The sequence below is a fragment of the Nonomuraea sp. NPDC048916 genome (genome assembly GCF_040649575.1).
In the GTDB taxonomy this organism is placed as follows: domain Bacteria; phylum Actinomycetota; class Actinomycetes; order Streptosporangiales; family Streptosporangiaceae; genus Nonomuraea.
Genome location: NZ_JBEZFS010000017.1, coordinates 14,273 through 37,185, shown reverse-complemented (window position 1 = coordinate 37,185; position 22,913 = coordinate 14,273). Strand labels below are relative to the sequence as shown.

Sequence of the window (22,913 nt, the reverse complement as noted above, 5' to 3'; positions counted from 1 at the left end):
ATGAAAGACGCTTGACCTCAACCCAGTCGAAACGAGCTTCGGTGCGCACTCAGCCTGGCCAGACCGACCCCGCGTTGATCCGCAACTTCTGCATCATCGCGCATATCGACCATGGCAAGTCGACCCTTGCCGACCGGATGCTGCAGATCACCGGCGTGGTCGACGACCGCTCCATGCGCGCCCAATACCTCGACCGGATGGACATCGAGCGCGAGCGCGGCATCACGATCAAGTCCCAGGCGGTGCGGCTGCCGTGGGACGGCCACGTGCTCAACATGATCGACACGCCCGGCCACGTCGACTTCACCTACGAGGTCTCGCGGTCGCTGCAGGCCTGTGAGGGCGCGATCCTGCTGGTCGACGCCGCCCAGGGCATCGAGGCGCAGACGCTGGCCAACCTCTACCTGGCGATGAACAACGACCTGCACATCATCCCGGTGCTCAACAAGATCGACCTGCCCGCGGCGCAGCCGGAGAAGTTCGCCGAGGAGCTGGCCGGCCTGATCGGCTGCGACCCGTCCGACGTGCTGCGGGTGTCGGGCAAGTCCGGCGTGGGCGTGCGCGAGCTGCTCGACCACGTGGTCCAGACGGTCCCGCCGCCCATCGGCGACGCCGAAGCGCCCGCCCGCGCGCTGATCTTCGACTCCGTCTACGACACCTACCGGGGCGTCGTGACCTACCTGCGGGTGATCGACGGCCACCTGGGCAAGCGCGAGCGCATTCTCATGATGTCCACCAAGGCCGCGCACGAGACGCTCGAGATCGGCGTCATCTCGCCCGAGCCCAAGCCGTCCGAGCTGGGGCTGGGCGTCGGCGAGGTCGGCTACCTGATCAGCGGCGTCAAGGACGTGCGCCAGTCGCGGGTCGGCGACACCGTGACCACGGTCGTCAAGCCCGCCGGGGAGATGCTGGCGGGCTACGACCATCCCCGCCCCATGGTGTTCTCCGGCCTGTATCCGATCGACGGCGACCAGTATCCGGAGCTGCGCGAGGCGCTCGACAAGCTCCAGCTCAACGACGCCTCCCTCGTCTACGAGCCGGAGACCTCGGCCGCGCTCGGGTTCGGTTTCCGCGTCGGCTTCCTGGGCCTGCTGCACATGGAGATCATCCGTGAGCGGCTCGAGCGGGAGTTCGACCTGACGCTGATCTCCACCGCGCCCAACGTCGTCTACCGGGTGGTCATGGAGGACGGCAGCGAGCTGACCGTCACCAACCCCTCGGAGTTCCCCACCGGCGGCAAGATCGCGCAGGTCTTCGAGCCGATCACCAAGTCGACGATCCTGGCCCCGGCCGAGTTCATCGGGGTGATCATGGAGATCTGCCAGGGCAGGCGCGGCCAGCTGCTCGGCATGGACTACCTGTCGGAGGACCGCGTCGAGATCCGCTACACGCTGCCCCTCGGCGAGATCATCTTCGACTTCTTCGACCAGCTCAAGTCGCGCACCCGCGGCTACGCCTCGCTGGACTACGAGCCCGCCGGCGAGCAGGAGTCCGACCTCGTCAAGGTAGACATCCTGCTGCAGGGCGAGCCGGTCGACGCGTTCAGCGCCATCGTGCACAAGGACAAGGCCTACACCTACGGCGTCGACATGGCCAAGAAGCTGCGCGAGCTGATCCCCCGGCAGCAGTTCGAGGTGCCGATCCAGGCCGCCATCGGCGCCCGGGTCATCGCCCGCGAGAACATCCGCGCCATCCGCAAGGACGTCCTGGCCAAGTGCTACGGCGGCGACATCTCCCGTAAGCGCAAGCTGCTGGAGAAGCAGAAGGAGGGCAAGAAGCGGATGAAGATGGTCGGCCGGGTCGAGGTGCCCCAGGAGGCCTTCGTCGCCGCGCTGTCCACCGACTCCAGCGGCGACAAGCCCAAGAAGTAGCCCGCCGCGCCAAGTCAGAGCCCGGGCCGCGCGCGGGCACTCCCAGCGGGCGTGGTCGCCGCACTGGTGGCGGACGGCGCTTCGGCGCCGTCCGCCTGACGATCCCCGCACATCGCCGGCCGGTGCTACCTCCTTTCCGGCTTGACGCGCAGCAGATATCCCGTGAGCACGGCCACGCCCAGCGCCGCCTGCGCGGCGAGGAGGGTGGCCGGTGCGTCCGGCGGGGCCACCAGTGCGGCCAGCGCGGGCAGGCAGCCGAGCAGGGCGAGGTCGACGCCGGTCAACGCCCAGATGACGGGCCCTGAGGGGATGGCGCCGCCCGGGGTGTCGATGACCGGCAGCGAGTGGTCGATCGGGTTTCGGCGGGCCATCCGCAGTGCTCCCGCCGCGACGGCCGGAGCCGTCAGCGGGCCGAACAGCCACCACGCCCCGGCGGGCAGTCCTCCGGTCAGGGTCAATCCGGCCAGCGCCGCGGCCGTCCAGGCGCCGCTCAGCAACGCGGGCAGCAGAGCACGCGCGGCGAGCGCCGGGCGGCGGCCGACCCCCGTGAGCCGCGCCAGGCTCGGGTTCTCGCCGTCCCTGCGGGCGCCGGATGTGCTCGTCGCGGCCACCGCCATCGCTCCGGCCAGCACGCTCGCTCCCGCCGCGGTGGGGGCTCCCGCCTGCGCCAGTACGGCAGGCAGCGCGGTGGAGGCGAGGATGACCGCCAGGCGTCCCGGGCGGCGGCCGGCACGGCGCCAGTCGTGCCAGGCCAGCGCGAGAGGCGCGGGGAGCGACGGCCACGGCCTCGATCGCAGTCTCCTCGCCCGCCAGTGGTTGTCCTCGGCCAGCCAGGTCAGTGCGCCGGGATCCAGGGTCACGGCGGCCGTCGCCACGTGTCCCACCCGCGTCGAGGCGGCCAGCACGGCACGAGCCGGCATGCGGTCAAGCGCTGCCCAGGCGAGCCGTGCCGGCAGGGAGGCGGCGATCACGGCGGCGGAGGCGACGGCGGCCACGGCCGCCATGGGCGCGCCGCCGGCGATGGTGAGCGCGGCGCGGAGCTGACCGCTCGCCGCCACCACGGCCAGCGCGCACAGCGTGACCAGCGCGGCGGTCAACCAGCTGTTCCACGTCTGGGACACCTGGGCCAGGACGGCCATCGCCATCGCGCCCGCGGTCGCCGAGACGCCGAGGACGACCGCGGCGACCAGCCGCCAGACCAGCTGGTCGGGCGCGCCGAGTACGAGCAGCAGGCCCAGCCCCAGCGCCGCCCCCACCACGACCGCGACCAGCAGCAGGACGCGTGCCGTGCGGCTGAGCACGCCGCGCCGGTTCAGCGGCGACAGGACCAGCCAGGCGGCGTCGGCGGCGGGCACCGCCACGGGCCCCGAGGCGCGGGCCACGGCGATGAAGCCCGCGTAGGCGAGCAGGACGAGCGCCGCGCCCGCACCCACCGCGGCGGGCTCGGCCTGCCCGGCCATGCTTGCCACCGCGGCGGAGACGGGTTCGCCCAGCACCGCGACGGCCAGCACGGTCGCGAACACGGCCACATAGCGGTCGAGCAGGCTCGCGGAGGTTGGGCGGCGCGACCGGATGAAGGCCCGCGCCGACCCCGGTGTCGCGCTCACCCCCCACCCCCACGGGAGTCGGCGGGACATGGCGTGCTCACGCGGTCACCTGCCCGGAGGACGGTGAGACGCGGCGCCCTAGCGCGGCCAGGCCGGCGTCGTGCGTGGCCATGATCACGGTTCCCGCCTCCGCGGTGTATTCCTCGAGGAGCCGGGCCAGCCGGACCCGGAAGGCGGCGTCCAGTCCGCGCTCCGGCTCGTCCAGCAGGAGCAGCCGGCTCGGCCTGAGCAACGCGGCGGCGAGCGAGAGCCGCTGGCGCTGGCCCGTGGACAGGTTCAGCGGCGGGGCGTCCGCACGCTCGCCCAGTTCGAACAGGTCCAGCGCGACGTCGACCGTCATGCGCGGGTCGCCGTACACCGCGTGCACGAGCTCCAGGTGCTCGCGGCCGGTGAGCCCCGGGTACCACGCGGGCTCGTCAGCCACCAGCGCCACCTCGCGCCAGAAAGCGGAGTCGTCGGCGGGGGGCACGCCGAACACCCGCACCCGGCCGCCGGTGCGGGGCTGCAATCCGGCCAGACAGCGGAGGAGGGTGGACTTCCCTGACCCGTTCGGCCCGACGACGGCGACGAGCTCGCCCTGGGCGACGGTCAGGGACACCTGTCTCAGAACGGGGTTGCCGCCGAGCTCGACGCTGAGGCCGTCGACAGCGATGATCTTCTCGGACACCGTTCGAGCGTACTCATCGACCGAGCCTGGCGCGCCGGGCCGAGGCGACGGTTCCGCGCGCCGGCCGGTGACACCGGGATGCGCCGGAAGCCCGTGTGCGCCGGGGATTCTGTCGGTGGCGCCGTCTACCTTCTGTCTCGAACACTCTTGCGACTGGAGGTCCACGTGATAGCTGCTGAGCAATTCGAGCGCGCCGCCGTGCTGGGGGTCGCGATGGCAGAGGAGTTGCGCCGGCTGCTGCGGCTGCACCTGACTCCCACGGAGGTGGCGGCGGACGGCACCGTCCTGGTCGACGTGCCCTACCCCGACGCGGCGGTGGTCATGGCAGTGCTCGACGTGGCCGCCGACTGCTTCGGCGAGCGGGGCGAGTCGGTGGAGGAGACCAGGGAGGCCGCGCTGCGGACGCTCTTACAACTGGCCGGGTTCGACGCCGGGTCGCGGCTCCAGCTCGCCGCCTCCGGCGCCGCCGCCACCGGGCCGTGGCATCAGGGCTGACGGGGGGCTCGCGGGCCCCGGTGGCGCGAGAAACCGGTTGATATTCGATCGCTGCCGAGGACAGGGCTCGATTAGCGTCAGGAGTATGCGTGTTATCTCGGTAAATGTCGGGCAAGCGGTAAAGGCAGAGTGGGCCGGCAAGCTCGGGTGGACGGCCATCGGCAAGACGCCGGTGACCCATCGGGTGCCGGTCCACGACAACGGGCTGGCCGGTGACGAGCGGGCCGACAAGCACAACCATGGCGCGTCCAGTCAAGCTGTCTACTCCTACGCCAGGGAAGACTACGACTGGTGGGAGCGGCAGCTCGGGCGTGAGCTGCCCGACGGCCGGTTCGGCGAAAACCTCACGACCTCAGGGGTCGACGTCAACGGCGCGCTGCTCGGGGAGCGCTGGCGGGTCGGCACGACTCTGCTGGAGGTGACCTCCCCCCGGGTGCCCTGCGTCGTCTTCCGCAACTGGATGGACGAGACCGGGTGGATCAAACGGTTCACCCAGGCCGGGCGCCCCGGGGCCTACCTCAGGGTGGTGGAGCTCGGTGAGCTCGGCGTGGGCGACGCGGTGGAGATCGTGTCGCGGCCCGCCGACAGCGTGACCGTCGCCGAGTCGTTCCAGGCCTACCACGGAGACAAGGAGCTGATGCGGCGCATCCTCGCCATTCCGTCTCACGCCGCCGGCTGGGACAAGGTCGCGGTACGCGTCCTGGGCGCCGGCGTTTCCTGATGTCATGTCCGCGTCCGCCGCGCCTCGGGCGCGCGGCGGCCGGGGTGGATGTGGCGCACCCGGCAGGGCGCGCCACAGGGCCTACCTGAGCACCGAATACAGGGCGGCGGTCAGGGAGGCGCGGTCGTCGTCCTGGTCGATCGACCACATCATCGACCCACCGAGCCCCTTGAGCCGGATGTAGGCGGCCTTCTGCACGAGCACCGCCGGATCGTCGTACGACCAGAACTCATTGCCGTCGTACAACCAGAGCGCTCCGGTGCGCAGGTCCCGGTGCCGCTTGCCCGGCTTGGTCACCAGGTCCTTGTAGTCCTCGGTGCCCGCGGCCCACTTGCCCGGCGCGGGGCCGGTGGCGGGCTGGTAGAGGCCGTCGCCGCCGCCCGTCACCCCGGTCCAGCCCTGGCCGTAGGCGGGGACCCCGATCACCAGCTTGCGCCCGGGCGCGCCCCGCGAGAGGTAGTCGCGCACGGTCTGGTCCACGCTGTAGCGCACCGGGTTGGGGTCACGCCGGTCGGTGAGCAGGTTGGCGTGGTGCCCGGTCCGCGTCTCCCAGCTGCCGCGCAGGTCGTACCCCTGGACGGTGGCGAAGTCGAGCTGCCTGAACACCCGCCCGACCTCGAACCCCGCGTCGATCTTGGCTGCGGCGGCCGGCAGGAAGGCGGTCAGCAGCGAGGAGCCGGAGTAGGCGCGCAGCTGAGAGCGCAGTTCCTCGACGAACAGCGTGAAGTTGCGCCTGTCCTCGGGGCGGATGGTGTTGCCCTCGGCGCCGGACGATCCGGGCCACTCCCAGTCCAGGTCGATGCCGTCGAACACGCCGGCGGCCGCCCCGGGCTCCAGCCCGGGCAGGTTGCCGCGCATCCACAGGTCGACGCACGAGCGGGCCAGCCTGGCCCGCGACTCGGCGGTCAGCACGGCGTCGGAGAAGTGCGCGGACCCGGTCCAGCCGCCCAGCGAGATCAGCGTCTTCAGGTGCGGATGCCTGGCCTTCAGCTTGCGCAACTGGTTGAGGTTGCCGTTGAGCGCCTGGCCCGGCTGGTCGGCCACGCCGTCCACGCTCTGCTCGGCGGGCACCGGGCGCTGCCAGTCGGCCCACGGGTCGGCCGAGTAGCAGGAGCCTTCGGCGTTGACGAAGCCGAAGGCGTAGTTGACGTGCGTGAGCTTGGCCGCGGCCCCGCTGGCGTCCATGTCCCTGACGTGATAGTCGCGGCCGTAGACACCCCACTGGATGAAGTAGGCGACCCGTTTGAACCCGGTGTGCGCCTCGGCGGGCACGGCGACCGCCGAGAGGCCGAGTAAGAGGGAGAGTGCGATCAGAAGCTTCTTCACGAGGCGGCTCCCGGAACCTACTTATAGGAAACTTTCCTATAAGTAGGACGGATCGTAGGCCGGTGGGATCGGGCAGTCAATGGCAACGGGCAGACTGGAGGTGTGCCATCCACCCTGCCCGACGGCGATCCCGCGCCCTCCACCGGAGAGCTGCCCGAGAGCGCGCTGCGCGACCTCGGCTCGCGCCCGTTCGGCTTCTACGTGCACGTGCCGTTCTGCGTGACGCGCTGCGGCTACTGCGACTTCAACACCTACACCGCGTCCGAGCTCGGCCCCGGCGCCTCACACCGCGACTACGCCGACACCGCGATCGAAGAGGTACGGCTCGCGCGGCGCGTGCTGGGAGACGCCGACCTGCCGGTGCGGACCGTGTTCTTCGGCGGCGGCACACCCACCCTGCTGCCCGCCGCCGACCTGGGCAGGATCCTGGCCGCGATCGACACGGAGTTCGGGGTCTCGCCGGGCGCCGAGGTGACCACGGAGGCCAACCCCGAGTCGGTCGACCCCGCCTACCTGGAGGAGCTCCGCGAGGCGGGCTTCACCCGGGTCAGCTTCGGCATGCAGAGCGCCCGCGAGCACGTGCTCAAGGTCCTCGACCGGCGCCACACGCCCGGCCGGGCCGCGCAGGCCGTGCTCGAAGCACGAAAGGCCGGGTTCGAGCACGTCAACCTCGATCTGATCTACAGCACACCGGGGGAGACCGACGACGACTGGCGCGCCTCGCTGGCCGCCGCGATCGAGGCCGGGCCCGACCACGTCTCCGCCTACTCGCTCATCGTGGAGGAGGGCACCAGGCTGGCCGCCAGGATCGGGCGCGGCGAGCTGCCGATGCCCGACGACGACGTGGCCGCCGACCGCTACCAGATCGCCGACGAGATGCTGGAGAAGGCCGGTTTCCGCTGGTACGAAGTGTCCAACTGGGCGACCTCCGACGAGGCGAGGTGCCTGCACAACCTGCTCTACTGGACCGGCGGCGACTGGTGGGCCGCGGGCCCCGGCGCGCACAGCCACGTCGGCGGCACCCGCTGGTGGAACGTCAAGCACCCGGCCGCCTACGCGCGGCGACTGGCCGACGGGGTCTCACCCGCCCACGCGCGCGAGGTGCTCGCCACCGAGGACCGAGAGACCGAACGCCTGATGCTGGAGCTCCGGCTGGCGTCCGGCTACCCGCTCGCCGACGTGGCTCCGGGCGTCCGCCGGGTCGTCGCGACCGCGCTCGGCGGCGGGCTGCTGGAGCCGGAGCCCTTCAAGGCGGGGCGGATGGTGCTCACCCTGAAGGGACGGCTGCTGGCCGACGCGCTGGTGCGCGACCTGGTCAGCTGACCAGGCGGATGGCGATCGGGTAGCGGTAGTTCTCGCCCTTGTTGGCGGCGATCGCGGCCTGGATGTGGAAGATCAGCGACACGATCCAGACGACTGGGAGCAGCAGGAGCCCGATCAGGACGACCGTCAGCAGCCCGGCCACCAGATAGCCGATGAACATCGTGATCTGGAAGTTGAGCGCCTCGGCCGCCTGGTCGCGGACGTAGGGCGACTCGTCCTTCTTCATCAGGTAGATGATCAGCGGGCCGACCCAGGAGACCAGCAGGCCGAGCAGGTGGGCGAGCATCGCCATCGTGGTGTCGTCGGAGCCGGGCCGCGGGCCGTAGCGTCCGGGCACGTGCGGCGGCCGCTGCTGCGGGACCCCGTAGCCCTGGCCGGGATGCTGCTGGTAGCCGTATCCGGGCTGCTCGTAGCCGGGCGGCGGCGTGGGCGGCTGCCCGTAACCGTAGCCCTGCCCGCCATATCCCTGCTGGGGGCCGTACCCCTGCTGGGGGCCGGAGCCGGGCTGGGGGCTGGAGCCGGGCTGCGGCCGATAACCGGGCTGCTCGTGCCCCGGGTGAGGAACGGAGCCGGGCTGGGGTTGGTAGCCCGGCTGTGGGCTGGAGCCCGGCTGGGGCTGGTAGCCCGGCGTGGAGCCGGGCTGGTAGCCGGGGTGCTGAGGCCCCGAGCCCTGGTGCGGGATGTCCGACTGCGAGATGCGCCGCGTGGCGTCGTCGTCCGGCTGCTGTTGGGGCGGGTCCTGGCTCATGGTGCCTCCGTAACGAAGTCGATCAGTTCCTCGACCCGGCCGAGTAGTTCGGGTTCCAGGTCGGCGTAGGTCGAGACGGCGCCGAGGATCCGCCGCCACGCGTCGGCCGGCTCCATGCGCCAGCCCAGGGCGGCGATCACGCCCTCCTTCCACGGCACTCCGCGCGGCACGTCCGGCCAGCCGGGGATGCGCAGCGCGGAAGGCTTGACCGCCTGCCAGATGTCGACGAACGGATGCCCGACGATGAGCACGTGCGGAGAGGTCACCTGGGCGGCGATCCGGCTCTCCTTGGAGCCGGGCACCAGGTGGTCGACCAGCACGCCCAGCCTGCGTCCGGGCTCGGGCCCGAACTCCTCCACGATCGCGGGGAGGTCGTCGACGCCCTCCAGGTATTCGACCACCACCCCTTCGACCCGAAGGTCGTGACCCCAGATCTTCTCCACCAGGGCGGCGTCGTGCACGCCCTCGACGTAGATGCGGCTCTGCCTGGCCACCCTCGCCCGCAGCCCCTCGACGGTGATCGAGCCCGACGCGCTGCGCCTCGGCTCGGGGGCGGCGGCCGGCGCTGCCGGGCGGGTCAGCGTCACCGCCTTGCCGTCCAGCAGGAAGGCGGCGGGCGCCAGCGGGAACAGCCGCCGCCTGCCGAAGCGGTCTTCCAGCGTGACGGCCTCCTTGTCGCAGGCCACCACCGCGCCGCAGAAGCCGCTGCCGGCGTCCTCCACGACCAGATCCGGCTCCGCGGGCACCTGCGGGATCTTGCCCTTGCCCGGACGCCGCCAGTTTCCCCGGAGAACATCACCCTCGTACACATGGGGACCGTAGCAAATCACCCCGCCGCCGCGAGGCGCTTGCGGCTGCCGCTCCGCCTTACCAGGACCACGATCGTCACGACGACGCCGACGAGCACGCCGAGCCCCGGGATGAGCAGCAGCGCGGCCACGCCGCCCACGAGCCCGCCCGCGGCCGAGGAGATGTCCCGGCCCACGCCGAACCGCGCGTCGGCCTGCTCCTGTGTCGCGCAGGTGAGCTGGTAGTCGCCCTGCGCGGGCGCGTTGATCACGAGGATGAGCTGCCACCGGGTGGAGCCGATCGTGACCGTCTGGTTGGACGGCGTGTTGGCGAGCCTGGCCTGCCCAGGACCGCCGGAGATCTGGCAGGTGTAGTGCACCCGCGTGGCACTGGTCAGGTAGATCACCGGCTGGTCGGCCGGGTTGATCGGCACCGTGACGCTTTCGCCGGACGCGAACGTCGGCGAGGGGGCCAGGTTTCCGGCGGTGCTGGAGATGCTGGTGACGAACAGGACCGCGCCGGCCGCCACGCAGACCAGCGCGACGGCCCAGCCGATCGCGATCCACCACAGTTTCGGCCTGACCAGCTTGGGGTCCACCGGCGGGGTGAACTGCGGTGGCCCGCTGAAGGGCCCGGGAGCGTACGGCTGGTCGCCGTACTGTGGCGCGTATTGCGGCGGGCCCTGCGGAGGCTGCCCGTAGTGCGGTTGCCCGTGCTGCGGTTGCCCATACGGTGGCTGGCCGTACTGCGGTTGCTCATATTGCGGCTGGCCCTGTGGCTGGCCGTACTGAGGCTGCCCTGGTTGGGGCCCGTACTGTGGCTGCCCGTAGCCCGGCTGCTGTCCGTAGACCGGCTGGCCGTACGGAGGGCCCTGACCGGGATGCGGACCCGGCCCCGGCGGGGGGCCGTAGGACGGAGGCTGGGATTCTTCGGTCATGTCGGTCAGTCTGGGGCCTGGAGGTCAACAGACGCTAGCAGCAGGATGGACAGGTGTTATCGCACCTTGTGGGTGAGAGCCGTACACTTGGCACTCGGGAACACAGAGTGCTAGACCTGTCGTTTCCGCTAGGCAAGAGGCAGGAGGTGAGCACGTGCTCGACGAACGGAAGCTGGCGGTGCTCCGCGCCATTGTCGAAGACTACGTGTCCACCAACGAACCGGTGGGTTCCAAGGCGCTCGCCGAGCGCCACAATCTGAAGGTCTCTCCCGCGACGGTCCGAAACGACATGGCCGCGCTGGAGGAAGACGGTTACATCACCCAGCCGCACACCAGCGCGGGCCGCGTGCCGACCGACAAGGGCTACCGCCTGTTCGTCGACCGGCTCTCGCAGGTCAAACCGCTCTCCGGGGCGGAGCGCAGGGCGATCGAGACGTTCCTCGCGGGCGCCGTCGACCTCGACGACGTGGTGACCCGCACCGTGCGGCTGCTCGCGCAGCTGACCAGGCAGGTCGCGGTGGTGCAATACCCGACGCTGACCCGCTCGACGGTCAGGCACGTCGAGCTCGTGCCGTTGAGCGAGCGGCGCGTCATGCTCGTGCTCATCACCAACACCGGCCGCGTCGAGCAGCGGGTGATCGAGCTGCCCGAGGTGGTGGACGACACCCGCATCGCCAACCTGCGCACGGTGCTCAATTCCTGTCTCGACGGTTGCGGCCTGAGCAGCGTGCCCGAGCAGGTGGCCGACCTGCCCGAGCGGCTGCCGGTCGAGGACCGGCCCGCGGTGGCGACGATCCTCTCGGTGCTGCTCGAGACGCTCGTCGAGCGCCACGACGAGAAGATCGTGTTCGCCGGCGCGGCCAACCTCGCGGGCGCCGACTTCACCACCGGCCTGCGCGACGTGCTCGAAGCGCTGGAGGAGCAGGTCGTGCTCATGCGGTTGCTCGGCGAGACTTCCACAGACATCCCGTCCGCGCTCACTGTGCGCATCGGCTCCGAAAACCCGTATCTCCACGGCACGTCCATCGTCGCGACCGGATACGGTTCTGGCGACAAGCAACTGGCCCGGCTCGGCGTGCTGGGTCCCACAAGGATGGACTATCCCGTGACAATGGGCGCCGTACGCGCGGTGGCACGCTACGTCAGCCAGATCCTGGCTGCATCATAAGAGGTCGATAAGTGGCAAACAGTGACTACTACGCCACCCTCGGGGTGCGACGTGACGCCGGTCAGGACGAGATCAAGAAGGCCTACCGAAGACTCGCCCGCGAGTTGCACCCCGACGTGAACCCCGATCCTGAGACCCAGGAGCGGTTCAAAGAGATCACGCAGGCCTACGAGGTGCTGTCCGACCCCAACAAGCGCCAGATGTACGACCTGGGCGGCGACCCCTTCGGCGGTGCCGGCGGAGGTGCCGGAGCGGGCGGTTTCGGGGCAGGCTTCCCGTTCAGCGACATCATGGACGCCTTCTTCGGCACGGCAGGCGGCGCGCGCGGCCCCCGGTCGCGGGCCCGCAGAGGACGCAACGCCACGATCCGCGTCGAGCTCGACCTGCGCGAGACCGCGTTCGGCACCACCCGCGAGCTGGTCGTCGACACGGCCGTGCTGTGCGAGGTGTGCCAGGGCGCCGGCGCCGCCCCCGGCACCCACCCCGACACCTGCGACATGTGCAACGGACGCGGCGAGATCTCCCAGGTCACCCGTTCGTTCCTGGGCCAGGTCATGACCTCCCGGCCGTGCCCGCAGTGCGGCGGTTTCGGGTCGGTCATCCGCCACCCCTGCCAGGAGTGCTCGGGCGACGGCCGCGTACGCACCCGTCGCACCATCAAGGTCCGCATTCCCGCGGGCGTCGAGGACGGCACCCACATCCAGCTCGCCGGCGAGGGCGAGATCGGTCCCGGCGGCGGCCCGCCCGGAGACCTCTTCCTGGAGATCGTCGAGCGAGCCCACGAGATCTTCGAACGGCGCGGCGACGACCTCCACTGCACCGTCCAGATCCCGATGACGGCCGCCGCCCTCGGCACCGTGCTCGCGGTGGAGACGCTCGACGGCTCCGAGGAGGTCGACGTGCGGCCGGGCACCCAGTCGGGCCAGGTCATCACCATGTACGGCCGGGGTGTGCAGCGCCTCAACGAGAGCGGCCGCGGCGACCTGCTGATCCACGTCAACGTCGAGACCCCGTTGCGTCTCGACCCGGCGCAGGAGGAGCTGCTGCGCGAGCTGGCCAAGCAGCGTGGCGAAGAGCGCCCTCCCGGCAAGTTCGCCCCTGGGCAGCAAGGTTTTTTTTCCCGTCTGCGTGACGCGTTCAACGGGAGGTGAGGTCGCCGGGCGCGTCCGCGCCTGACGACGTCGCCCTGCGGCCTTCGCCCGGCTGCCTCGCACGCCCGTCCAGCAGCCTCCTGGGAAGTACTACCCGCGCGGTGACGCCGTTGCGCGGAGACTCGTGCAGCCAGACCAGGATGCCCAGCCGTTCCGCCAGCCGGCCGACCAGGTGATGGCCGAGGCAGCGGGTGGGCGCGACCAGCAGGCTCTGCTCACCGCGCACCCGGGCGTTGGCCGTGGCCAGCTCGTCGTCGCTCATGCCGATCCCCTCGTCGACGATCGTGACGTGATAGCCGCCGGTTCCGGCGCGGCCCCTGATCTCCACCGGCGAGCCGGGCGGCGAGAACACCAGCGCGTTCTCCACGAGTTCGGTCAGCAGGTGCGCGACCTCGGCCACGATCGCGCCCCTGACCAGTGCGTGGTCGAGAGCCCGCACCTCCACCCGCTGCCGGTCCACCACCCCGGCCAGCGCCGCCTCGACCACGTCGGCGGCCGAGGCCGCCCGCAGGCGCGCGGCGGCCCTGCGCAGCACCGGCCCCGCCACCTTGCCGCAGACGCGTCGGCGGCGGATCGAGCGGGAGGCGCCCGCGACCCCCGTCACGGCCACCAGGGCGATCCCGGTCGCGGCGGCCAGCAGCGGCGCGGCGGTCGGCAGGCCCGCCGGAGAGACACCGGACGGGGTGCCGAGCCGATCGCGGGACGGAACATCGAGCCGGTCATCGGACGGGGTGCCGAGCCGACTGCGGGACGGGACATCGGGCGGATCATCGGACGGGGTGCCGAGCCGATCGCGGGACGGGACATCGAGCAGGGCGCCGGGTGGGGTGGGGGGAGCGTGTGTCTTGCCCGGCGCGGACAGCCCGTCGGGTGTCCGGCCCGCCTGCGGCACGACGGGCACGACGGGCACAGCGGGCACGAGCCTGCCGGCCGGGGCGGCGGGGACGGCCCGGTCCGTGTTCGTGGGGGAGATGGGGAAGAGGGCCAGAGCGGACAGGCCGAGCAGGAGTGTGACGCGGGCCCGGGACGTGAGTGGACGCCGGGGACGGCGGGTGTGAGCGGGGCGATCGGTCATCTCGCTGACCCCTCGTAAAGTGACGTCAGGAAATGCACACCGTATTCGTTGTGTGTTCTATTGACTACCGATTGTAGGAATCTGGGGTGATCGCCGGTGACCGTGCCGGTTTTCCTGGCCGCCGATCTTGCGGAGTTCAAGGGGCCGGAGGTGGTGCTCGACGGCCCCGAAGGGCGGCACGCGGCCGTCGTGCGCCGGTTGCGGGCGGGGGAGCGGGTCGATCTGACCGACGGAGCGGGCACGGTCGCCGAGTGCGTCGTGAGCGAGGCGCTGAGGGACACGCTCAGGCTCGCCGTGACCAGGCGCTACGAGGTGGCGGCCCCGAGTCCGCGGCTCGTCGTGGTGCAGGGCCTGCCGAAGGGCGACAGGGGCGAGCTGGCCGTCGAGATGATGACCGAGGTGGGCGTCGACGTGATCGTTCCCTGGGCGGCCTCGCGGAGCATCACGCAGTGGAAGGGCGACAAGGCGGCCAAGGCGCTCGGCCGTTGGCGCTCCACGGCTCGCGAGGCGGGCAAGCAGGCGCGCAGGTTCCACCTGCCGGAGGTGGCCGAGCCGGCGTCCACGGCGCAGGTCGAGGCCCTGCTGGCCGGCGCGGCCCTGGGGCTGGTGCTGCACGAGGAGGCGGCCGAGCCGTTGTCCGGCAGGGAGCTTCCCGGCGGCGGTGACATCGTCGTGGTGGTGGGGCCCGAGGGCGGGGTCTCGGAGGAGGAACTGGCCGGGTTCAGGGCGGCGAAGGCCGTGCCGGTCCTGCTCGGGTCCACGGTGCTGCGCACCTCGACGGCGGGCGTGGCGGCGGCGGCCGTACTGCTCACGCGGAGCGGCCGCTGGTGAGCGAGGGGCTCGGGTGTCGAGAGAGACGTGCCGCGAGCGCGGTCTCACGGGAGGGGCGTGCCGCCCGAGTGTGGTCTCAGGGAGTGGGGAGGGTCATGTCGCCCATGGTGAGCGCGGGTCGCGGGGCATCGAGAGAGGTGTGCCGCCCGGTGAGTCTCAGGGGCGGGAGGGGCATGTGCCGCCCATGTGAGTGTGGGCTCAGGGGGTGGGGAGGGGCGTGCCGGCCAACGGGCTGGCGATCTCGGCGGGTGTGGGGTTGGGGTCGGTCGGCGGGCACTCGGTGTCGGGGCAGTTGGCGGCGGGCGCGTCCGGCTCGGTGAACGTCGGGGTGGACGTGGGGGTCGGCGTGGCCGTGGGACAGTCGTCGCGAGGCTCGGCCGGCTCCTCCGCGACCGCCGTGGGGCACGGGGTGGTGGTCGGGGTCGGGGTCGGCTTGCTGGTCGACTTCGCGGTCTCGGACGGCTGCTTGGGCGGTCGCGTGGTCGGATCGGGGATGATCACGACGTTCGGCGGGTCGCTCTGCTCGGTCGGCTCGGGCGACACGGCCCGGTTGGTGGAGGAGTTGGCAGGAGGCGTGGAGGTGTTCCTGATCTCCTGGACGGTCTCCTGCAGGACCTGCTGGCGCAGCTCGGGGACGACCATCACGATCGTGCCCGCCACCAGCACCGCGCTGGCCGCGGCGGCGCCCGCCCGCCACCAGAACAGGTTGCGCACGCCGCGCCGCTCGATGCGGGCACGGATGATCTCCAGTCCTTCCGGCGAGGGCACGACCGTGTCCGCCTCCGCGCGGAGTGCACGGCGTAGTACGTCGCCGTACTCGTCGGGGGGCTGGGTCATGACATCTTCTCCAGGACAGATCGCAAGGCGGCCATGCCACGCGCGGTGTGGCTCTTGACCGCGCCCTTGCTGATGCCCATGGCGTGGGCGATCTCAGCCTCGGACAGATCACCGTAGTAACGAAGGACGAGTGCTTCTCTCTGACGTGTCGGCAGGGACCGGAGAGCCTCGATGACCGCTGAGCGTTCGAGCTCGCCGATCGCGCCGTTCTCGGCGCTCGGGGCGTCGGGCAGACCCTTGGGAGCGTACTTCTCGACGACCGCGCGGTGACGCAGCACGGAACGCGACCGGTTGACGACGGATTGGCGCAGGTAGGCGAGTGCTTTGTCGGGATCGCGCAGCCTGCGCCAGGCGCCATGGATGGCGACGAACGCGTCCTGTACGACTTCCTCGGCGGTTGCCATATCTCGCACCAGCAACACAGCGAGACGCACTAACGACCGAAAGTGCGCGCTGTAGAGCGCAGTCACGGCCATATCGGCATCCCACCCGACCGGCACCGCCCCCAACGACCTGTCGGCCAGAAGGGTTTCGGTGGTCACATCTGTGGGACGCGCGGCCTTCCCAGTGGGTTTACGCTCTTCCGGTTCCTTTGGGGGCATTACCCAGTCGTGTCCTCGCCAGGTGGCCTCGCCCGACCCTGAATCGTCCTACTTTGCTGAAGTGTCGCACACCCACCCTAACCGCGAGGATCTTCCGGCGCACGGCACGGACGATTACCGATTCGCAACGGGGCGCGGCGAATCGGACCCGCCCGGGTGGCTGCGGGCCCTGTCGGTATGGTGCTCCTGTGACCGACTGCCTCTTCTGCAAGATCGCGGCCAGGGAGATCCCTGCTGAGATCGTACTTGAGACCGACAGGGCGCTGGCGTTCCGCGACATCAACCCGCAGGCGCCCACCCACGTGCTGGTCATACCGAAGGAGCATCACGCCGACGCGGCGGCGCTGGCCCAGGCCGACGACGGGCTCGCCGACGACGTGATCAAGGCCGCGCACGCCGTGGCGGTCCAGGAGGGCGTGGCCGAGGGCGGCTACCGCATCGTGTTCAACACCGGGCCGGGCGCAGGGCAGACCGTGTTCCACGTGCACGCGCACATGCTCGGCGGGCGTGGCCTGTCGTGGCCGCCCGGTTGATATTGACGCGAGCGCTAGGCCTGGTCCCGGCTACGATGTGTGGAGAAGTACATCCAAACAGACCGGGAGGCATCAGGCCACGGGCCTGCCCATGTCCGAACTACACGAATCCCGACGGACTGCACCTCCTTCGCGCACTCAAGCCAAGGTGCTGATCCCAGACGATTATCCGATGGTCAGCCTCCTGGGCTCCCGTGACGAGCTGCTGCGCGTCATCGAGGGCGCCTTCAGGGCCGACATCCACGTGCGTGGCAACGAGATCACCGTCACCGGCAGCCCAGACGAGAGCGGCGCCGTGGTGCGGCTGTTCGAGGAGCTGGTCGAGGTGCTGCGCAGTGGGGGAGACCTCACACCCGACGCGGTCGAGCGGAGCATCGCCATGCTGCGGATGACCTCCGACCGGCCGGCCGAGGTGCTGTCGCTCGACATCCTCTCCTCGCGTGGCCGCACGATCAGGCCGAAGACCGTCAACCAGAAGCGCTACGTCGACGCGATCGACAAGCACACGGTCGTGTTCGGCATCGGCCCGGCGGGCACCGGCAAGACCTACCTCGCGATGGCCAAGGCCGTGCGGGCGCTGCAGGAGAAGCGGGTCAACCGGATCATCCTGACCCGGCCGGCGGTCGAGGCCGGAGAGCGGCTGGGCTTCCTGCCCGGCACCCTCTACGAGAAGATCGACCCCTACCTGCGCCCGCTCTACGACGCGCTGCACGACATGGTCGATCCCGACTCGATCCCCAAGCTGATGGCCGCGGGCACGATCGAGGTCGCGCCGCTGGCCTACATGCGGGGCCGCACCCTCAACGACGCCTTCATCATCCTCGACGAGGCTCAAAACTCCTCGGCCGAGCAGATGAAGATGTTCCTGACCAGGCTCGGCTTCAACTCCAAGATCGTGGTGACCGGCGACGTCACGCAGGTCGACCTGCCCGTGGGCACGACCAGCGGGCTGCGCGTCGTCCAGCAGATCCTCGACGGCATCCCCGACATCCACTTCGCCCGCCTGTCCAGCGCCGACGTGGTGCGCCACAAGCTGGTGAGCGAGATCGTCGACGCCTACGGCCGTTACGACGCGCTGCAGGAGCCGAGCACCGCCAAACCCATCCAGCAGCGGGGCAAACGGCGATGAGCATCGAGATCAACAACGAGTCGGGCGCCGAGGTCGACGAGGAGGGCATCGTCGAGCTGGCCGGCTACATGCTCGGCGAGATGGGCATCAACCCGCTCGCCGAGATGTCGATCATGATCATCGACGAGGAGGCCATGGCCGAGCTCCACGAGAAGTGGATGGGCGAGCCGGGCCCTACCGACGTGCTGGCCTTCCCGATGGACGAGCTGCGTCCCGGTGGCGGGGCGCGCGGCGACGCCGAGGTCCCCACCGATCCGGCGCTGCTCGGCGACGTGGTGCTGTGCCCGCAGGTGGCCGCCAGGCAGGCGGCCGAGGCGGGTCACGACACCCGTGACGAGCTCGAGCTGCTGTGCACGCACGGCATTCTCCACCTGCTCGGTTATGACCATGCCGAGCCTGACGAACACAAGGAGATGTTCGGTCTGCAGGCCCGGCTCCTCGAGTCGTGGCAGGAGGTGCGCAGCGCGCGGTGAACGCCTGGTTGCCTCTGGCCATCACCCTCGTGGTGATCGGCGGGCTGATCGCCAGTGCGGAGACGGCACTGACGCGCATTTCCCGGGTGCGCGCGGACGAGTTCGTGCGTGAGGGCAGGCGGGGCGCCGAGCGGCTGCAGGCCATCGTCAACGACCCGCCGCGCTACCTCAACCTGCTGCTGCTGCTCAGACTGAGCTGCGAGCTGGTCGCCACGGTGATCGCGACGCTGCTGTTCATCGACCTGATGAGCGACCAGGGCTGGGCCTACTTCACCGCCGCCGCGGTGATGATCCTGGTCAGCTACGTGATCGTCGGAGTCAGCCCCCGCACCCTGGGCCGCCAGCACGCCGGTCCGATAGCGCTGGCCGGCGCTCCGATCGTCTACGGCCTGACCCGCATCTTCGGCCCGCTGCCCAAGCTGCTCATCCTGGTCGGCAACGCGCTGACCCCCGGCAAGGGCTTCCGCGACGGCCCGTTCACCTCCGAGGCCGAGCTGCGCGACCTGGTCGACCTGGCCGAGGAACGCCGGATGATCGAGCCGGACGAGCGTGAGATGATCCACTCGGTCTTCGAGCTGGGCGACACGCTGGTCCGCGAGGTCATGGTGCCCCGCACCGACATGGTGTTCATCGAGCGGGGCAAGACGCTCAACCAGGCCCTGTCACTGGCGCTGCGCAGCGGTTTCTCCCGCATCCCCGTCGTGGGCGAGAACGAAGACGACGTCATCGGCATCGCCTACCTCAAGGACATCGCCCGCAGGGTGCACGAGGCGGGCCAGGACAGCAGCAAGGAGAAGGTCGAGTCGATCATGCGCCCGGCCACGTACGTGCCCGAGAGCAAGCCGATCGACCAGCTCCTCCGCGAGATGCAGGCCCGGCAGATCCACATGGCGATCGTCATCGACGAGTACGGCGGGACGGCCGGGCTGGTCACGATCGAGGACGTGCTGGAGGAGATCGTCGGTGAGATCACCGACGAGTACGACCAGGAGGCGCCCCGCGTCGAGTCCATGCCCGACGGCGGGGTCCGGGTGACGGCCCGGATGCCGGTCGACGAGCTGGCCGAGCTGTTCGACACCGAGATCGAGGTCGACGACGTCGAGACCGTGGGCGGGCTGCTGGCCCATGCGCTCGGCCGGGTGCCGATCGCCGGGTCGCAGGCCGACGTGGCCGGTCTGCGGCTCACCGCCGAGAGCCTGGCGGGCCGCCGCAACCGCATCAGCACCGTGGTGGTCCGCCGCGTCGCGCCGCCCGAGGCCGATGTCATGCCGGCCGCCGCGGAGCAGGACTGACCTTCGGGGCCCTCCGCCCAGGCTGGACGGGAGCGACCGGTGTCGGTGTTGTGGGTGATTGTGGCAAGTGTTCTACAAGCCGTCTGCAAGCGCTCTGCGCCAGTCTGTTGCTCGACACCCCAGTGCGGTGGGTGTCACGAAGGGAAGCGTCCCGAACACCGGGTGGGGTTCGCGGTGGGAAGGACACTCTCTTGGGGGGTGACGGCATCTCGGTCTGCTAGCCGATCGTGATGCTGCTTAAGGGGTGTTCTCGTCTGATAAACGGGCGAGAACACCCTTTTGGCGTTTGGACCTTTATTGACGGGTCTGGTGGATTGCCGTACTCGACCCCCGGGGAGATCGCCTGCGGGGGGAATCATGAAACGCGGACTGCGGATCACCGGCCTGGTCGTCGCCTGTGGCCTGGTGAGCGGGCTCCTGATCGGATGCCTGGTGGGGTGCGGCAGCGGGAAGACCGAGGACTACGCCGACCCACAGGCGCTGGCCCGGCTCCAGGGAGCGCTCGGCAGTGCCTCCCGGCTGCCCGACGGCTTCGCTCTCCAGCCCCAGGAGGCGTGGCGGGCGCCGTTCACGGCCGCGAACCGTAACTGCCGGGCCGTGCTCGCCCCCGTCGGCGGCAGGGCGCCCGCACGGGCGCTGACCGCGCAGGCCGCGGTCACCTACCAGGGCGACGAGCTGGGAGAGCAGGTCGGGGTGGGGCTGGCCCGTTACGCGGGCTCCGAGGCCGAAGGGCACATCGACGATCTCGCCGCGGCCCTGTCGGACTGCCGGAAGGTGCGCTCACGCGGCGGCACCCGCCTCAAGCTGCACGAGCTGCCGCTGCAGGACGTGGGGGACGAGGCGGTGGGCGCCGAGCTGCGCGGGAAGCTGAACGGCTACCCCTACGCGCTGGACGTGGTGCTCGCCCGCTCGGGCGACACTCTGGTCTCGCTCGTGCACACGGGCATGGCCGGGGTCGACCGGGAGCGCACGCGGCAGCTCCTCACCGCTGTGATGGGCATGGCCAGCGCCTAACCTAGTGCCGTGACTCTCGATCCTGAAGACAGCAAACTCATCACCCTGGCCCGAGCCTCCAGAGCGCGCAGCGGCTCCGCCGAAGGCGCCGCCGTGCGCGACGAGACCGGGCGCACCTACTCTGCCACCGACGTCGCGCTCGAGGCGCTCAAGCTCTCCGCGGTGCAGGTGGCGGTCGCCATGGCGATCTCCAGCGGCGCGCGGTCGCTCGAGGCGGCGGCGCTGGTCACGGCGGGCGACGGGCCGAGCGCCGCGGACGAGGCGGTGGCCCGCGAGCTGGGCGTCAAGGCGCTGGTCGTGGCCGGTCCCGACGGCACCCCCCGGAGCTGACATGCCGATCTCGCCCTATCTCGCCGGAGTGCGCGCCAAGGTGGGCTCCGACCTGCTGATGCTGCCGTCGGCCTGCGGCTGCGTGTTCGACGAGGCCGGGCGGCTGCTGGTCGCGCGACACGGAGACATCGGCCTCTGGGCCGCGCCGGGCGGCGGCGTCGACCCGGACGAGCGGCCCGAGGAGACCGTCGTCAGGGAGCTGCGCGAGGAGCTCGGCATCGACATCGCCGTACGCGGCCTGATCGGCGTCTACGGCGGGCCGGAGTTCCGCACCGTCTACCCCAACGGGCACCAGTGCGGTTACATGATCGCGGTGTACGGCTGCGTGCTCGCGTCCGGCACCCCCGTCCCCGACGGCGACGAGATCACCGAAGCCCGCTGGGTCACCGAGCAGGAGCTGCCCGGGCTCACGATGACGCCGTGGTCGCCGCGGGTGCTGCCCGACGTGTTCGCCTGGTGGCGAGACCAGGGCCGATGATGGGCCAGAATTGCGGGGTGACTTCGCCAGACAACCATCGCGCCGGATTCGCCTGCTTCGTGGGGAGGCCGAACGTCGGCAAGTCCACGCTGATGAACGCCCTGGTCGGCACGAAGGTGGCGATCACCTCGTCCAAGCCGCAGACCACCCGCCGGGTCATCAGGGGCATCGTGCACCGGCCCGACGCCCAGATCGTCATCGTCGACACCCCGGGGCTCCACCGCCCGCGCACCCTGCTCGGCGAGCGCCTCGACAGCCTGGTGTTGTCGACGCTCACCGAGGTCGACGCGATCGGCTTCTGCCTGCCCGCCAACGAGCCGATCGGCAAGGGCGACCGCTTCATCGCCGACAAGCTGGCAGCGGTCAAACGCACACCCGTGATCGCGGTGGTCACCAAGACAGACCTCGCCAGTAAGGAACAGATCGCCGCCCAGTTGCTGGCGGTGTCGCAGCTCGGCGAGTTCGCCGCGATCGTCCCCGTGTCGGCGGAGCGCGGCGACCAGCTCGACGTGCTGGCCGACGTGCTCGTGGAGCACCTGCCCGAGTCCCCTCCGCTGTACGAAGGCGGCCAGCTCACCGACGAACCCGAGCAGGTGCTGGTGGGGGAGCTGATCAGGGAGGCGGCGCTGGAAGGCGTACGCGACGAGCTGCCCCACTCGATCGCCGTGGTCGTCGACGAGATGCTGCCGCGCGAGGGGCGCGACGACCTGCTCGACATCTACGCGCACCTGTTCGTGGAGCGCCCGTCGCAGAAGGCGATCGTGATCGGACACAAGGGCGAGCGGCTGCGCGACGTGGGCACCAGGGCCCGCAAGCAGATCGAGGCGCTGCTCGGCACCCGCGTCTACCTCGACCTGCGCATCAGCGTGGCCAAGGACTGGCAGCGCGACCCCAAGCAGCTGCGCCGGTTGGGCTTCTACGACTGATCGGCCCGGCTCGCGAGCGCCGGCACCAGCGAGAGCAGCGCGAAGACGATCAACGCCAGCGAGCTGGCCAGAGCGGCGAACCAGCCGTAACGGATCACCGGCTCCACCGACAGCACCCTGCCCAGATCGACGGAGATCCGCTCGCCGACGCCCGCCGGATCGGTCACGTACAACACCAGCATCAGCGTGGCCAGCGCGCCCGGCAGCGCGGCCAGCGCCGCGATCCAGGGGCGGGTCATCAGCCCGGCCAGGCCGAAGGCCAGCGCCGCCATCCCGGCGATCAGCGTGTAGACGCCGAAGCCGTCGTCGGTGCCTCGGACGTCATGGGAGACGGCGCCGCCGATCAGGTCGCTGCTGGCCTCGACGCCCGCCCACGGCAGGATCGCGCAGAACACGAGCAGCGCCGCGGCGACGGTGACGGCGAACGGGTAACCACGCCGCGACCGGCGCTTCGCGGGGCCCGGCGAAAGGTAGTCGGCCACCCGATCACCATAAGACGGCCGGGCGGTCCCGACCAGGCCACCCGCCCAGGACTCTCGGCTTCGGCCGGTAGGCGTGCCGGGGTGAGTCATCCGCGCCGGACTCGGCTT

At 70.9% G+C, this 22,913-nt stretch carries 25 protein-coding genes; 15 read left to right on the top strand and 10 right to left on the bottom strand.

The annotated features are described in order from the left end of the window. Positions 1 to 41 precede the first annotated feature (41 nt). A complete protein-coding gene (lepA, locus tag AB0C16_RS19765) occupies positions 42 to 1,871 on the top strand; it encodes a translation elongation factor 4 (protein WP_357684822.1) in 1,830 nt (609 codons plus the stop codon). 125 nt (positions 1,872 to 1,996) lie between these two features. On the opposite strand, the gene AB0C16_RS19760 is transcribed toward lepA, so the two are convergent. Together AB0C16_RS19760 and AB0C16_RS19755 are read right to left on the bottom strand one after the other, a co-directional pair. Beyond that, positions 1,997 to 3,478 (bottom strand): DUF6297 family protein, encoded by a 1,482-nt coding sequence (locus AB0C16_RS19760; RefSeq protein WP_357684820.1) that lies wholly within the window; start codon positions 3,476 to 3,478, stop codon positions 1,997 to 1,999. A 37-nt stretch (positions 3,479 to 3,515) separates the two neighbouring features. Further along, positions 3,516 to 4,145, bottom strand: coding sequence for an ABC transporter ATP-binding protein (locus AB0C16_RS19755; RefSeq protein ID WP_357684818.1), 630 nt, complete (start codon positions 4,143 to 4,145; stop codon positions 3,516 to 3,518). Between the two features lie 165 nt (positions 4,146 to 4,310). Between AB0C16_RS19755 and AB0C16_RS19750 the strand changes: the two genes are divergently transcribed. Beyond that, positions 4,311 to 4,640, top strand: coding sequence for a hypothetical protein (locus tag AB0C16_RS19750; protein ID WP_357684816.1), 330 nt, complete (start codon positions 4,311 to 4,313; stop codon positions 4,638 to 4,640). A gap of 85 nt (positions 4,641 to 4,725) precedes the next feature. Then, positions 4,726 to 5,361 (top strand): MOSC domain-containing protein, encoded by a 636-nt coding sequence (locus AB0C16_RS19745; RefSeq protein ID WP_357684814.1) that lies wholly within the window; start codon positions 4,726 to 4,728, stop codon positions 5,359 to 5,361. A gap of 81 nt (positions 5,362 to 5,442) precedes the next feature. Here AB0C16_RS19745 and AB0C16_RS19740 read toward each other — a convergent pair whose 3' ends face one another. Beyond that, positions 5,443 to 6,687: a glycoside hydrolase family 18 protein gene (locus tag AB0C16_RS19740; RefSeq protein ID WP_357684812.1), complete on the bottom strand. Its 1,245-nt coding sequence runs from the start codon at positions 6,685 to 6,687 to the stop codon at positions 5,443 to 5,445. A 102-nt stretch (positions 6,688 to 6,789) separates the two neighbouring features. On the opposite strand from AB0C16_RS19740, the gene hemW reads away from it, so the two are divergent. Continuing rightward, positions 6,790 to 8,010, top strand: a complete 1,221-nt coding sequence (gene hemW / locus AB0C16_RS19735) for a radical SAM family heme chaperone HemW (protein WP_357684810.1) — start codon at positions 6,790 to 6,792, stop codon at positions 8,008 to 8,010. On the opposite strand, the gene AB0C16_RS19730 is transcribed toward hemW, so the two are convergent. From AB0C16_RS19730 to AB0C16_RS19720, 3 genes are read right to left on the bottom strand one after another with little or no spacing between them, the layout of a single operon-like run. Further along, positions 8,003 to 8,758 (bottom strand): DUF4870 domain-containing protein, encoded by a 756-nt coding sequence (locus tag AB0C16_RS19730; protein ID WP_357684808.1) that lies wholly within the window; start codon positions 8,756 to 8,758, stop codon positions 8,003 to 8,005. The genes hemW and AB0C16_RS19730 overlap by 8 nt on opposite strands. Then, positions 8,755 to 9,567: a DUF3097 domain-containing protein gene (locus AB0C16_RS19725; RefSeq protein WP_357684806.1), complete on the bottom strand. Its 813-nt coding sequence runs from the start codon at positions 9,565 to 9,567 to the stop codon at positions 8,755 to 8,757. Before AB0C16_RS19725 ends, AB0C16_RS19730 begins: the two co-directional genes overlap by 4 nt. A gap of 17 nt (positions 9,568 to 9,584) precedes the next feature. Beyond that, positions 9,585 to 10,484: a hypothetical protein gene (locus tag AB0C16_RS19720; protein WP_357684804.1), complete on the bottom strand. Its 900-nt coding sequence runs from the start codon at positions 10,482 to 10,484 to the stop codon at positions 9,585 to 9,587. A gap of 154 nt (positions 10,485 to 10,638) precedes the next feature. Between AB0C16_RS19720 and hrcA the strand changes: the two genes are divergently transcribed. Both hrcA and dnaJ read left to right on the top strand, forming a co-directional pair. Continuing rightward, positions 10,639 to 11,652, top strand: a complete 1,014-nt coding sequence (hrcA, locus tag AB0C16_RS19715) for a heat-inducible transcriptional repressor HrcA (protein ID WP_357684802.1) — start codon at positions 10,639 to 10,641, stop codon at positions 11,650 to 11,652. A gap of 11 nt (positions 11,653 to 11,663) precedes the next feature. Then, positions 11,664 to 12,803, top strand: coding sequence for a molecular chaperone DnaJ (dnaJ, locus tag AB0C16_RS19710; RefSeq protein WP_357684800.1), 1,140 nt, complete (start codon positions 11,664 to 11,666; stop codon positions 12,801 to 12,803). Here dnaJ and AB0C16_RS19705 read toward each other — a convergent pair. Further along, positions 12,790 to 13,878, bottom strand: coding sequence for an ATP-binding protein (locus tag AB0C16_RS19705; RefSeq protein WP_357684798.1), 1,089 nt, complete (start codon positions 13,876 to 13,878; stop codon positions 12,790 to 12,792). The genes dnaJ and AB0C16_RS19705 overlap by 14 nt on opposite strands. A 96-nt stretch (positions 13,879 to 13,974) precedes the next feature. Here AB0C16_RS19705 and AB0C16_RS19700 point away from each other — a divergent pair, with 96 nt between their 5' ends. Next, positions 13,975 to 14,709, top strand: a complete 735-nt coding sequence (locus AB0C16_RS19700; protein ID WP_357684796.1) for a 16S rRNA (uracil(1498)-N(3))-methyltransferase — start codon at positions 13,975 to 13,977, stop codon at positions 14,707 to 14,709. A gap of 198 nt (positions 14,710 to 14,907) precedes the next feature. On the opposite strand, the gene AB0C16_RS19695 is transcribed toward AB0C16_RS19700, so the two are convergent. Continuing rightward, complete coding sequence (locus AB0C16_RS19695; protein ID WP_357684794.1) at positions 14,908 to 15,546, bottom strand: hypothetical protein; 639 nt, start codon at positions 15,544 to 15,546, stop codon at positions 14,908 to 14,910. Continuing rightward, positions 15,543 to 16,022, bottom strand: coding sequence for a SigE family RNA polymerase sigma factor (locus tag AB0C16_RS19690; protein ID WP_357685253.1), 480 nt, complete (start codon positions 16,020 to 16,022; stop codon positions 15,543 to 15,545). Before AB0C16_RS19690 ends, AB0C16_RS19695 begins: the two co-directional genes overlap by 4 nt. 314 nt (positions 16,023 to 16,336) lie before the next feature. Between AB0C16_RS19690 and AB0C16_RS19685 the strand changes: the two genes are divergently transcribed. The 8 genes from AB0C16_RS19685 (at position 16,337) to era (ending at position 22,323) form a co-directional block, all read left to right on the top strand. Further along, on the top strand, positions 16,337 to 16,681 hold the full coding sequence (locus tag AB0C16_RS19685) for a histidine triad nucleotide-binding protein (protein WP_357684793.1): 345 nt from the start codon (positions 16,337 to 16,339) through the stop codon (positions 16,679 to 16,681). 91 nt (positions 16,682 to 16,772) lie between these two features. Next, positions 16,773 to 17,810, top strand: a complete 1,038-nt coding sequence (locus AB0C16_RS19680) for a PhoH family protein (RefSeq protein WP_357684791.1) — start codon at positions 16,773 to 16,775, stop codon at positions 17,808 to 17,810. Beyond that, complete coding sequence (gene ybeY / locus AB0C16_RS19675; RefSeq protein WP_357684789.1) at positions 17,807 to 18,283, top strand: rRNA maturation RNase YbeY; 477 nt, start codon at positions 17,807 to 17,809, stop codon at positions 18,281 to 18,283. Before AB0C16_RS19680 ends, ybeY begins: the two co-directional genes overlap by 4 nt. Next, positions 18,280 to 19,575, top strand: coding sequence for a hemolysin family protein (locus AB0C16_RS19670; protein WP_357684787.1), 1,296 nt, complete (start codon positions 18,280 to 18,282; stop codon positions 19,573 to 19,575). Before ybeY ends, AB0C16_RS19670 begins: the two co-directional genes overlap by 4 nt. 357 nt (positions 19,576 to 19,932) lie before the next feature. Then, positions 19,933 to 20,589, top strand: a complete 657-nt coding sequence (locus tag AB0C16_RS19665; RefSeq protein WP_357684785.1) for a hypothetical protein — start codon at positions 19,933 to 19,935, stop codon at positions 20,587 to 20,589. A gap of 9 nt (positions 20,590 to 20,598) precedes the next feature. Further along, entirely contained in the window at positions 20,599 to 20,919 is a 321-nt protein-coding gene (locus tag AB0C16_RS19660; protein ID WP_357684783.1) for a cytidine deaminase, read from the top strand. Between the two features lies 1 nt (position 20,920). Continuing rightward, entirely contained in the window at positions 20,921 to 21,397 is a 477-nt protein-coding gene (locus tag AB0C16_RS19655) for an NUDIX domain-containing protein (RefSeq protein WP_357684781.1), read from the top strand. A 17-nt stretch (positions 21,398 to 21,414) separates the two neighbouring features. After that, the gene (era, locus tag AB0C16_RS19650) at positions 21,415 to 22,323 is read left to right on the top strand and encodes a GTPase Era (RefSeq protein WP_357684779.1); all 909 of its coding nucleotides are present in this window, start codon (positions 21,415 to 21,417) and stop codon (positions 22,321 to 22,323) included. On the opposite strand, the gene AB0C16_RS19645 is transcribed toward era, so the two are convergent. Next, positions 22,314 to 22,805 carry a hypothetical protein gene (locus AB0C16_RS19645; RefSeq protein ID WP_357684777.1) on the bottom strand — a complete coding sequence of 164 codons (492 nt, stop codon included), beginning with the start codon at positions 22,803 to 22,805 and terminating at the stop codon, positions 22,314 to 22,316. The genes era and AB0C16_RS19645 overlap by 10 nt on opposite strands. Positions 22,806 to 22,913: the final 108 nt, after the last annotated feature.